Raw genomic sequence first — 11932 nt, 5'->3', positions numbered from 1 at the left:
TAAAACTGTGATGTTCTTGCCTACTAGTCCGTTTGCTATAAAAGATATGTTTTAATAATTCCCAAGTATGAGTCTAAAAACTACAAAAATTGTTCGATTAGATTGACAATTGCTTTTTCCTGAAATCCATTAGCTAAATTTTTAAGTTTGGCAGCTAGAGGAGCATATTTTTGGTCTAATTCCTCTAAATACATTGCTTGTTCTTTTATTTTCTTCATACTGCCCAACATTGCTAGCTCGTAAAGCTTTTCCATTTCTTCTGGTGGCGGAGCTTTTAGCGAGACAGCTTCAGTTACTACTGACTCGTTCTGCAAGCTGGCTTTGGTTTCATAAATCCAGGTCAACTGTAAATACTTCTGTAAAGCAGCCAGTAGTTTCACTTCTTCTACTGGTTTGGGCAAAAAGTCATCGCAACCAAACGATCGACTTTGTCGGCGTTCTGCATCTGAGACACTAGCAGAAATAGCAATGATAACTACATCTTTAAACGAGTCAAATCTGCGAATCTCTTTGACTGCTTCAAAACCACTTTTTACTGGCATCATTAAATCGGTCAAAATACAATCTGGTTTAGTTTTTAAAGCCAGATCTACTTCTTGTTGACCATCTTTGGCTAAAGTAATTTTGAACCCCAATGGTTCGAGCATATTTTGTAATACCAAGCGATTTTCTTCACGGTCGTCAACTATCAAAATATGTTTTGAATCTTCTTGATAGCCGACAATTTGGCGATTTTGCCGTTCGATCGCCTTTCTGTTTTTCATCTCAATGACGGGAAACACAACTTCAAACCAAAAGGTCGAACCTTTGCCTGATTCACTGCTAACCTGAAGTTTTCCGCCCATCAGTTCGACTAGCTGTTTGCTAATCGCCAAACCCAAGCCCGTTCCTTCTTGTTGTCGTTGGAGATCGCCTACCTGCTCGAAGGCGTGAAAGATTTTATCTAGCTGTTGAGGATTCATGCCGATACCCGTATCTACAACCTCAAAACGAAAAGTTTGTAGGTTGCTCTCCTCCGTTGCTGTAGCATAACTGGCACTTACTTTTAAAATTACCTCACCCGTGTCGGTAAATTTAATGGCGTTACTCAATAAGTTGAGCAATACTTGTCGCAATCGCTTCTCATCAGCAATAATGCCTGTAGGCAGAGGTGTAACAGCTTGAGAGGCAAAAGAAATGTTCTTTTCGATGGCTCGCATCCGCACGATATCTTCTAAACCAGCAAAAAAAGGTTCTAACTCGATATCGGTATTAAATAGCTCTAGCTTACCAGCCTCGATTTTAGATATGTCTAAAATGTCATTGATTAAAGTCAACAAATGATTGCCACTACTATAAATAACGTTAATTCCTCGAATTTGTTGTGATGTTAGAGAGCGATCGCGCTGCAAAATTTGGGCATAGCCAAGAATCCCGTTGAGCGGTGTCCGCAGTTCGTGACTCATATTAGATAAAAATTCACTTTTAGCTCGACTGGCTGTTTCTGCTGTTTTTTTGGCTTTTAAAAATTCGACAGTACGTTCTTCGACACGATGTTCTAGTTCTTGATTGATGCGATCGAGTTTGGCAAAAGAAATCTTTAACTGACTTGCCATTTGATTGAATGAACCAGCCAAAATATTGAGTTCTTTAACTCCCCGAATCTCGATCGTTTGTTCTAGATCTCCTTTGGCGATCGCGCTACTGGCATCATTGAGACGGTGAATGGGTTTGGTTATCCAGCTAGCAGTTTTCAAGCCCAAAATAATCGCCATTATTAAAGCAGCAAGACACAAAAAGATTGTAGTGCGACTATTAGCATTAATTTCTGCCATAAAATCTGATTCGGACATGGCTACGACTACCAGCCAATCTAAACCCAATTCATCTTGCCAGGGCGTTACTTTGGCAAACTGCTTTTTACCATCGAGATCGAATACTAACCGTTGCTCTCGATCGATTCGCTCGAAACTGCCAAATTGCTGCTGAAGTTGTTTGGCTGTAGCTTGAATTAATCGATCTTGGCTGGCAAAAACCTTTAGACGTTGTGCCTCGCCGTTTTCAAACTTATAGGGCGGCTCTTTACTAGAATCAGCAATAATTAAACCATTTGGCTCGATGACAAATATTTTGGTTGAAGGACTAACTTCCAAGTTGCGTAGAAAGCTGCTAAATCCTTTAAGCTGTAAATCTACTCCCGCAATCGCAATTAGGCTACTGTCACTGTTGTATACGGGAAAGCTAGTAGCAACTGATAAAATATCGGGGAAATCTTCCCAGGCATAAACTTGATTCCAAATTGGCTTTTTGGCTTTAACTGTTTCTTGGTACCAAGTTTCTTCTAAAGGAGCGTAGTCAGACTCATAAACCATTTCGGTACGGTTGCCGTGGGGATCTGTGGTGTATGTATAAGAATTCCAATTAGTTCTGGCGGATATTTCATCGATAGTTACACCGCGACCTTCGAGCCAACGACCAGCACCAACATACTCTCCTGTAGGCAAAATATAGTCGATGTATCCTACATTCTGATAAGTCTGTATTTGATGCCAAAAATAGCGACCAGAAGTTTGATAGTCATTAAGATCGATTAAGCCAAGTTCGATCGCCCTGGCATTAATTTGAGTAATATGTTTGGCAGTTGCCAAATAATTATCTAAATGCAGTGTCACTCGCTCGCTTACTTCTGTTTGTAATTGAGTAGCCAGTTTGTTTACCGCTTGCTGTCCGTTACGAAAGGAAAAATAGCCAACTATACCGACAACGGCAAAAATTTCTAGTACGAATGGAATGACTAATAGATAAGAGATTGGTAAATTCTTTGGCAGTTGAAAGATTTTATTTTTCTTGTCTCTAACAGTTGTGGTTTTAATTTTTCGACTCATTTATTTCTTAATTTCAAGTTTAAAATTTATGATTTGTTGTCAAAGCTTTTAAAACTAACAATTATTGTTTCAGGGTCTATATTGCTCGATTAGATTGACAATTGCCTTTTCCTGAAACCCATCGGCTAAATTTTTGAGTTTGGCAGCTAAAGGCGCGTATTGTTTGTCTAGTTCCTCTAGATACATCGCTCGCTCTTTGATTTTCTTCATGCTGCCCAGCATAGCTAGCTCGTAGAGCTTTTCCATTTCTTCTGGTGGCGGAGCTTTTATTGATTCGGCTTCAGTTGCTACTGACTTAGAAATAGTTGGTTCTATCTCCTCATAAATCCATTCCAACTTTAGATACTCTTGCAGCAGCAAAAGTAGCTGTTCTTCGTCGATAGGTTTGGCTAAAAAGGCATCGCATCCAGCCAGTTGACTTTTCTGGCGATCGACTTCTAAAACGCTGGCAGAGACAGCAATAATTGGCGTATGTCGAACTTCTGGAATTTGGCGAATCTTTTGTGCGGCTTCTAAACCCGTGACTACAGGCATTACCAGATCGGTAATAATTAGATCTGGTTTTAAGGTTTGGGTAAGCTCAATTACCTGCTGTCCATTTTCTGCTGTGCTAGTTTCAAATCCTAAAGGTTCGAGCAGATTGACTAGCAGCGAACGATTGACTTCTCTATCATCGGCAATGAGAATCTGACGGCGATCGCCGCGATAATTGATAATTCTGCCGACAACCTCCGATTTGCTTACCGTAGCAGCTTCAATCACGGGGAAAGTAGCCTCAAACCAAAAATTAGAGCCTTTACCCAGTTCGCTACTAACCTGTAGTTCTCCCGACATCAATTCCACCAGTTCTTTGGTAATAGCTAAGCCCAAACCAGTTCCCATAGCGCGCTGTTTAGCATCTCCTACTTGCTCGAAAGGCTGAAAGATTTTTTCTAACTGTTGGGGTGTCATCCCCACGCCAGTATCGATAACTTCAAAACGCAGCGTTTGGCGTTCTTTTTGCTCTATACCGATACTGCTAACCTTAAGAGTTACTCGTCCCCGTTCGGTAAATTTAACCGCATTACCTAAAAGATTGATTAACACCTGTCGCAAGCGTTTTTCGTCGGCTAGGATACCTGAAGGTAAAGCTGTAGGTTTCTCACAGACAAATAAGAGGTCTTTTTCTAAAGCTCGCATTTTAATAATGCCGATAACTCCTTCAAGAAATGCCTGTAAATTAATTTTGTTGGGATAGAGTTCCAATTTACGAGCTTCAATTTTAGCCAGATCGAGAATATCGTTAATTAAAGTGAGTAAGTGATTGCCGCTTTGATGGATAATTTTTAGTCCTTCGGTTTGAGTTTCGCTCAAATGGCGATCGCGTTTGAGAATTTGAGCATAGCCAAGAATGCCGTTGAGGGGAGTCCGCAATTCGTGACTCATGTTCGAGAGAAACTCACTTTTTGCCTGGCTTGCTACTTCGGCAACTTGTTTCGCCTGTTGTAGTTCTTTGGTTCTCTGTTCGACTTTGGCTTCTAAAGTATGGGAATAATCTTCTAGCTGTCGGTAAAGTTTGGCATTCTCAATAGAGATTGCTGCTTGAGCCGATAACAAGCGCAGAATCTTTAAACGTTGAGCGGTAAATGCCCCTATAGTGAGGTTGTTTTCTAAATAAATTAAGCCTTTGAGAATTCCGCCATTAATAATTGGAGTGCAGAGGCTAGATTTTGGTCGATATTGGCGAATATAAGGGTCGGCAGTAAAGTCTAAGTCCGATTCGTCTTGACCAGTTACGCCGTCATTTAACACTACAGCCTGCTGAGTGCGAATCACATAGTCGATCAAAGATTGAGGAAAGTTGGCTCTGGCAGCGATTGAAACTGTTCCCACTTTAAATTCGTCTTCCTCAGTTGATTTTTGTGCTTCGACGATTAGTTGTTCGTCTTGTTTAATTAGCAAAACTCCAGTTTGCGCTCCAGCATTTTCGATGGCGATCGCCAGAAGTTTATCTAGAAAGTCAGAGACAACTATTTCTTGAGAAATTGCCTGAGAAGCCTTAACTACTGCAGCCAGATCGATTGCTTCGTCAATATTATGTCGACCGGTAGTAAAAGTATTAATTTCGAGCGTTTCGCTACCTGGTAACGGTTTAGTTACCCACTGAGGATAACGAGCTTCTAAATCTTCGACTTTAGCGGTACCTTGCCACAGAGTATAAATGTAATGGGCATCTTGTAAATGGGTTTGGGCTATTTTCTCCATCCCGTGAGCCAAATAGAATTCTCCTGCCAATTCATCGGCTAAAGCCTGTTGCTGAAGATAGCCATTTTCTTTTGCTGCTGCCAAAGCCTGTTGATAGTGTTCTGCTGCTTGCCAGTTTTCTCCCAATACTTGCGCCTTTTCTGCTGCCACTAAATAATATTGATGTAAAAAGTTTTCAGGGCAACACTTTGCCCAATACTGCATTTTATTTAGGTTTGCTTCTACTGAAGATAAAATTTGAGTCTGTTCATCTGAGTTACATTGGCAATATTGGGCTAACAACGCTAGAGATTGATAAAAAGTGAACGTAGTAAGCATTGGTAGTCCAAAAGGAGCTTGTGCATAAAGTGCGGCTTTTTCTGCATAAACGAACGCTGCTCGATCGTCTCTAAAGTTATACGACAGGATTAATTTAGCCAGATAAAAAGTAAACAGTAACTGATGATTATTCGCTTGCTCGAACACGGGTAGCATTTTAGTTTCGTCAAAGGCTGCTCCGCTAAGAGATAATTTATCTGTGGCTGAATTAGCAAAATTCAAAGCCACCTGTTGCCAAATTCGACAGAAATCAATTGAATGCTGCTGTTTGCTTTTAAGCAACAACTCAACATACTGTTGATGCTGTTTGATAATGTTTTTCAGACTGCGATTGGCTAAAAACAGATGGAAAATATAGCCCATAATGCAGTAACTAGCCATTTCTAGCTGTCCGACCTGATAACCACTAATAATGCCCTGTTCGATAGAGTCAAAGGTTTGCTGCAAATGCACTTTACCAGGATCGGCAAAAACGTTAACTAATAATGCCACTCGTGCTTCTAATTCTTTAACTCGATACTGCTCTTGTATAGATACTGCTAGTCTGCCAGCATGATAGCCAGTCTCGATATCTCCTACTGCCGTACTGAGAAACAAAGCATAAGTACCTAAAGACTTAACTGCCGAAGGCGATTTGCCAAACTCTAGAGTAAGTTCGATCATTGTTAGAGCCACGCGAGGATATAATTCTGGCTGACTCTGGTGTACGGGTGGAACGATACTAACAATTAGATCTAAGGCTTTAAGTTTGTAGCGATCTTCCATTTCTGGCATTCGCGCCAATTCTTCAAGGGTAGGAAGTTGGGGTAAATTACCATCCCAAACAGCAAGTGGGATATTCAATGTCTCTAAAGCTTTTAAACCCGTTTCTATTGCTTCTGATTTTTGATTGCGAGCGATATAAATCAGAATTTTTAATTCATAAACAGCAATTTGCTCTAGTACATTAGCTGCAAATTTAAGAATAATTTCTCCCAAAGCTTCTGCCCGCTCGAACTTCGTCGCCGAAAATGCTGCTTTCATTGCTTCAAGGTAGAGATTGTAGGTTAGATGGCGATCGCTTTGCCAGCTATTAATCGACAACCAATTTATTCCCGTTTGCAAATAATCTAAAGCTGCTTGATATGCCGCAGCGGACATAGCTTTTTTGCCCGCTATAAAGTTTAAACGGACTATTTTTTTGCGCTCTTGTTTATCTGTAACTAGTTCGATCCCTAAATTTAGGCGATCGACAATATCTAAAATACGTTCCTCTAATTTATCTGGTGGGGTATTTTGCCACAGTAGGCGACCGATTTTTAAGTAAGTAGCTGGCTTTTCTGCTGCTGGAATTAGTTCGTAAGCAGCTTGCTGGATGCGATCGTGTCCAAATTTAAAGTTAGTAATTAGTAACTCTGTAGCGATCGCTACTAGATTAGAGGTTGCGATAATTAACCCCGCCTGTAGTGCGGAAACTAAATCGGCAAATGTTTCTGGTAAAGATTTTTTGGCTACTAAAGACAAAGTTGGCAGATCGAACTCATTGCCGATAAAAGCAGCTAAAGCTATGGTGTTTTGGGTGGATAAGGAAAAATTTCTTAGCTTGGCAATAGTTAGATCGACGACATTATCAGTAATTTCCCGAGCTTGGATCGACTGTAAATTCCACTGCCACTGTAGTTGTTGATAATCGAAGTAAATTAATTCTTCCTGGTAGAGGGTTTTAATAAATTCACCGACAAAAAAAGGATTACCCGAAGTTTTTTGCAGAATCAGTTCTGCTAGAGGTTTAACTAAATTAGGCTCTTGATGCAGAGTATCGGCAACGAGAATATTAAGACAATCGCAATCTAAAGGTTTTAAATCAATACAACTAATTTGAGTCTGGGTAGAGCGAATTTTATTGAGACTCACATTTAAAGGATGTAAAGCATCTACTTCATTGTCGCGATATGCCCCAATTAACAATAAACTATTAACTTTTGCTTCACTGGTAATTAGTTCGATGAGCTTTAGAGTAGCTAGATCGACCCACTGAAGATCGTCTAAAAATAACACGATCGGATGTTCTGGTTGACAACAAGCAACAATAAAATTGGTAAAAGCTAAGTTAAAACGATTTTGTGTTTCGATTGCGCCTAATTCTTCTACTGCTGCTTGTTTGCCAATAATTGCTTCAATTTCTGGAATGACATCAACAATAACTTGTCCGTTAACTCCTACCGCAGTCATCAATCTTTCGCGCCAGCGACTTAGTTCTGCTTCGCTTTCGGTTAGCAGTTGTCGCATCAAGCTGGAAAAGGCGTTAGCAATGGCTACATAAGGAGTATTGCGCTGAAACTGATCGAATTTACCACTAATAAAGTATCCGCGTTGGCGAGTAATTGGCTTATAGAGTTCTTGCACTAATGCCGATTTACCAATGCCAGAATAGCCAGCTACTAAAACTATTTCTAAACTACTGTTTCTTAGATCTGCTACTCTCTCAAAAGCCGTCAGTAAAGTAGCAAGTTCTCGTTCTCTACCATAGAGCTTTTGCGGAATTTGTAGCTTATCGAAAATATCGTGTTCTGCCAGAGGAAAATTACTTATTTGCCTCGTATTTTGCCACTGAGTCAGGCATTTTTCTAGATCTAGCTTTAGAGCGATCGCGCTTTGATAGCGTTCTTCGGCAGTTTTTGCCAATAGTTTCAAGACAATTCTAGAAACTATTGGAGGAATGGCAGGATTTATTTGATGTGGCGGTATGGGTTGTTTTGCCAGGTGTGAATGAATTAACTCGATCGCATCACCAGCAGCAAATGGTAATTGTCGGGTCAGTATTTCGTAGAATGTTACTCCCAAAGAGTAAAAATCCGTACGATAATCTAAAACTCGATTCATTCTCCCTGTCTGTTCGGGGGAAATATATGCCAGGGTTCCTGCCAAACCGTTGGGATGTTTTAAACTTGTATTTTCCCGCGAGAAAGCCGTAGCAATGCCAAAGTCAATTAACTTTAATTCTTCAGTCTCGCGATTGAAGACGATGTTACTGGGGTTGATATCTTTATGAATGATGTTAGCTTGATGAATTGCTGCTAAGCTAGCGGCAATTTTAATCCCTACTTTTAAAAATTCTTCTAGCTCGAAAGCAGTTTGTTCTGATAATAGCTTTAAAGATTCGCCGCTAAAATCTTCCAATACTATTGCCAACCGATGTCCAGATGGTTGCAAGTCATAAACTTTAATTACTCCCAAATTATCCAAAGAGCGAGTTATTTCGTACTCTTGTCGATAACGAGTAATGGTTTCTGGTGTAGGATATTCTTCCTGTGGAACTTTAAGAATGACTGGAGCGCGATCGCTATTTCTAATTCCCCGATAAACTATAGAATTAGCACTTTCATAAATCTGTCTGACAATTTGATAACCTTCTAGCATAATTTTAAGAAATATAATTACAAACAAATTTATGGCAGATACTGCTCTACCAAATTGACAATCGCTTTTTCTTGAAATCCTCTAGCTAATTCCTGTAGTTCGTTGGCAAAAGTTGCATAATTACTGTCTATTTCTTGCAGGTAATTGGCTCTTTCGATAATTTTTTTCATGCTGCCGAGTAGAGCTAATTCATATAAAATTTCAATTTCTTTTTGAGGTGGTATGACAAAATTTTGTGGCGTTTTTGATTGAGAAGCTATTGAAAGAACAGTTTCGGATTGAGTAGTTTCTTCATAAATCCATTCCAACTGTAGATACTCTTGCAAAATGGTCAGTAATTTAGATTCATCTACAGGTTTGGGTAAAAAGAGATCGCAACCCATGATTTGACTTTTCTGTACATCAAGATCGAGAACGTTAGCAGAAATAGCAATAATAACTACATCTTTGATAGCTGGAAGATTACGAATTTCTTTAACTGCCTCAAATCCTGTTTTAACTGGCATAACCAAATCGGTCAAAATACAGTCGGGTTTAATTTTTAGAGCCAGATCGATTTCTTTTTGACCATCTTCCGCTAAAGTTATTTCAAACCCCAACGGTTGGAGCATATTTTGTAATACCAAGCGGTTTTCTTCTTTATCATCTACTACTAGAATGTGCTTTTTCTGACCCAAATAACCGACAATTTGCCGATGCTGTTGTTTCACCGTGTTTTTAGCTACCGTTTCGACTATAGGTAAAATCACGTCAAACCAGAAAGTCGAACCTTTGTCTATTTCGCTGCGAACTTGAAGCTTGCCTCCCATTAGTTTGACTAACTGTTTGCAAATAGACAAACCCAATCCCGTGCCTTCTTCTCGTCGTTTTTTATCTCCTACTTGCTCGAAGACTTGAAAAATTTTATCTAGCTGTTGAGGAGCAATTCCAATTCCAGTATCGATTACTTCAAAGCGAAAAACTTGTAAGTTTGAATTACTATTCTCTTGCTGCTGTGTACTAATTTTGCCGTTAATAACATTTACATTTAAAGTTACTTCGCCAACATCGGTAAATTTTATGGCATTACTCAACAAGTTAAGTAAAATTTGTCTGAGACGCTTCTCATCAGCTATAATGCCAGTCGGCAAAGGAGTTAAAGCCCGACATTTAAACTCAATGCCTTTGGCGATCGCCCGCATTTTGACAATGTTTTCTATACCAGATAAAAAACTTTTAAAGTGAATATCTGTAGGGTTAAGTTCTAGTTTGCGAGCTTCGATTTTAGATAAATCTAGAATATCGTTGATAAGAGTTAATAGATGTTCGCCACTATCTTTAATAATTTGCAAACTGCTGCTTTGATGTGATGTCAGGGAGCGATCGCGCTTTAAGATTTGAGCATAGCCAAGAATACCGTTGAGAGGAGTCCGCAGTTCGTGACTCATATTAGAAAGAAACTCGCTTTTGGCTTGGTTGGCTACTTCTGCTTTTTCTTTGGCTTCTATTAATTCACGAGTTCTTTCACGAACGCGAGTTTCTAATTCTTCTTTTGACTGTTGGAGAGTAATTTCTGCTTGTTTGCGAACTGTAATGTCTTGATAAGTCCCCAAAATACCTATAACATTGCCGTCTGCATCGTGAAGGGGAACTTTATTAGTTTCCACCCAAGTTTGTTTGCCATCTGCTTGAAGTTGTGGTTCTACTATACTCAATTCAGCAGTGTTAGATTCCATTACTCGGCGATCGCATTCTCGAAAAAAGTCTGTTTCTTCCCTTTTCCAAGGTAGTTCGTAGTCGTTTTTGCCAATAATTTGTTCTGGATTTTCCAAGCCTGCCGCTTTAGCAAAGTTCTGATTGCAGCCTAGATATAAAAAGTTACGATCTTTCCAGAAAATGTACTGGGGAATATTATCCATCACCAGCTGGAATAGTTGTTTGGACGTTCTTAATTCCTCTTGAGTGTGCAATAATACAGTTTCATTACGTTTGCGGTGTAGGAGATAAATAGCACTATAAGCGATCGTAATAATTCCCAAACTCACAAATCCCAGCCACCAGTAGCGATATAAATAGATAACTTCTTTCCAGGTTAATTTTCCCCAATCTTCATAGGGACGAACTTTTAAGGTGCGTAGAGTTTCGTGACAGAGGTGATAATTAGCGGGTATCGTCCAGCCATAATATTTACCTGCGATCGCCGCGGGCGTATCTGAAGGCATTTCAATTAAAGCAATAGCAACTTTTTCTGCTAACTCTGCTGAAGTATGGGGTAAACTCGCAAAGGGCCATTCTGGATATAATTTGGTACTTAAAGCAAACGGAAACTCTTTTTTGTATTGCGTTTGCTGATGGAGAACGACAAAATCTTGCAGATTAATTTTGCCTTCTTTAGCCATTCTTTCTAAAGTATCGGTGCGAACCGTTCCCGCATCGACAGTTCCATCTCGTACGGCATAGACTACTGCATCATGACTACCGCCAAAGCGAAGCTCTTTAAAATGACGATAGGGATTGACTCCATTTTCTAACAGGGTTTCCCATGCCATTTGCCAACCGCCAAAGGCAATTTCACTAACTGCCATAAACTTTTTGCCCTTCAAATCTCTTAATTCTTGAAGTTCCTGGCGATCGGCTCTACGAAAGATTACCGCTCCAAACTGAGTATAGGGTTTGCCCAGGCGTAGATTTTGCAGGGTGGCAATACGTCTCGCTCCGTATACCCATTCCAACTCTACATACATCCCAGGATTGGGCAGAACGAAATCAATTTCTTGTCTGGCAATTACCTCCTCCATAGAGTCGAACTCTAACGGCACTAACTCAAAAGTGCGATCGGGAATTTTTTGGTTTAGATAATCGATAGTAGCTTGCCATTTCTGAAGCGTTTTATTAACACCTCTAATTGCCATCACGCCAACCTTAATAGTTGACACTTTTGAATCAGGTGTCGCTCCAAAATCTTCATCGATCGCTTTATTTATAGATATACTTTCAGATTTATTAGTTTCCCAGGGAATGTTGGTAACAAACAAGGAACAAGCTGTTGCTACCGAACCTATAAAAACTAAAAATATCGATAATTTAACGCGATCGAATCGTAAATTATGCTTCATTATGCTTTTATG

The 11932-nt window shown here is 39.8% G+C and carries 3 protein-coding genes; all 3 read right to left on the bottom strand.

The window, feature by feature from the left end; genetic code table 11:
• Positions 1-80 precede the first annotated feature (80 nt).
• The 3 genes from KV40_RS22630 to KV40_RS33600 all read right to left on the bottom strand — a co-directional run bounded on the left by KV40_RS22630 (position 81) and on the right by KV40_RS33600 (position 11920).
• Positions 81-2864: a hybrid sensor histidine kinase/response regulator gene (locus tag KV40_RS22630; RefSeq protein WP_052055840.1), complete on the bottom strand. Its 2784-nt coding sequence runs from the start codon at positions 2862-2864 to the stop codon at positions 81-83.
• Between the two features lie 69 nt (positions 2865-2933).
• Complete coding sequence (locus KV40_RS22625; protein ID WP_036486276.1) at positions 2934-8825, bottom strand: hybrid sensor histidine kinase/response regulator; 5892 nt, start codon at positions 8823-8825, stop codon at positions 2934-2936.
• A 29-nt stretch (positions 8826-8854) separates the two neighbouring features.
• Entirely contained in the window at positions 8855-11920 is a 3066-nt protein-coding gene (locus tag KV40_RS33600) for a PhnD/SsuA/transferrin family substrate-binding protein (protein ID WP_072013871.1), read from the bottom strand.
• Between the last annotated feature and the right edge of the window lie 12 nt (positions 11921-11932).

This window comes from Myxosarcina sp. GI1 (genome assembly GCF_000756305.1).
In the GTDB taxonomy this organism is placed as follows: domain Bacteria; phylum Cyanobacteriota; class Cyanobacteriia; order Cyanobacteriales; family Xenococcaceae; genus Myxosarcina.
This window is presented reverse-complemented; position numbering and strand designations above follow the sequence as displayed.

What these genes read in the sequence shown, in the direction of transcription:
- KV40_RS22630 (WP_052055840.1), bottom strand. Translation starts at nt 2,864, where the DNA reads ATGAGTCGAAAAATTAAAACCACAACTGTTAGAGACAAGAAAAATAAA.
- KV40_RS22625 (WP_036486276.1), bottom strand. Translation starts at nt 8,825, where the DNA reads ATGCTAGAAGGTTATCAAATTGTCAGACAGATTTATGAAAGTGCTAAT.
- KV40_RS33600 (WP_072013871.1), bottom strand. Translation starts at nt 11,920, where the DNA reads ATGAAGCATAATTTACGATTCGATCGCGTTAAATTATCGATATTTTTA.